The 1,011-nt window shown below is 56.9% G+C and carries 1 protein-coding gene; it reads left to right on the plus strand.

From position 1 onward, the window contains the following. Positions 1-524: 524 nt before the first annotated feature. A partial coding sequence (locus EXE42_RS15860) for a hypothetical protein (RefSeq protein ID WP_137706946.1) occupies positions 525-1,011 on the plus strand: 487 nt, incomplete at its 3' end.

The following is a 1,011-nucleotide window of genomic DNA, read 5'->3' on the forward strand; positions in this document are numbered from 1 at the left end:
AGTGGCATGTTCGGAGGCGGCGGCATGAACCCGCGCAAGATGAAACAGATTGCTCACACGTCCCGTTCAATAATACACACTTTCTGATCGTCGCTGCGTCACAACCGCGTCGGTGCGGCTCCCGAACGGGCCTGTTTGTGTTGGGGTTATAATAACCCAACCATTAATAGCCTTCAGATGTATTAGTAGGACGTGAGGAACGAACGACGAAGGATGAGACGCTCGTCCTCTCGTGGAACCCCCTTCACAGGGTCTCGTAAGAAACAATATCCTATCCGTTACAACCGATAGTTCGTGCGTTCCACGCACAGCAGTCTCGTTGGTGTGGATATTAGTCTCGGGTATGACGCGGTAGTGTGAGCACCTCCCCGAGCGTGTCATCGTTGTGATAGACAACACCTTTTTGTATCTCCCACCCAAACGTAGGGGTACGAGGCAACAGACGAGATGAACCCCACGACACCGCGACTGGCGCTTCGGCTTCCGAACGCGATGGCAGTTCCGTACCTGCCGATCAACTAACCATGAGTGGAATTTCGCTTGACAGCGCGAAGGACGCAAAGGCAGAAGCACAGAGCGGCAATCTCCGTGACAACGACGCGGGGATCCCCGAAGACCAGGCGTACGATTATGAAGAATATGATGCTCCGATAGTCAAAGGTCATCCCGAGTGTCTCATCACGTTCGAACGCATCGTCGGGCTGGCCCCGTTCAACACGGGCGATGGCTTCCTCGACGCACAGAACAACCTCGAACTGGGTGGCGAGCGTGACTACGGGAACGACGTGATTCTCACGGTCGAAGGCCCCGAACTGGTCGAAGGCGAACTGTGGACGGAGGACAACGACTTCCGTGACCTCCGTGTACTCGGGGATCCGACCTCGGACTTCTCGCCGTACGAGGAGCGCAACGACGTGGATCGGTCTACTGATCCGCCGACGGTTGAGACGCTCGGTGTCAGCCTCGGGATGGGTGCGTTCGACGGCGACCGCGCCGACGATGACAGCGAGT

It is taken from the genome of Halorubrum sp. SP3 (assembly GCF_005435195.1).
In the GTDB taxonomy this organism is placed as follows: domain Archaea; phylum Halobacteriota; class Halobacteria; order Halobacteriales; family Haloferacaceae; genus Halorubrum; species Halorubrum sodomense.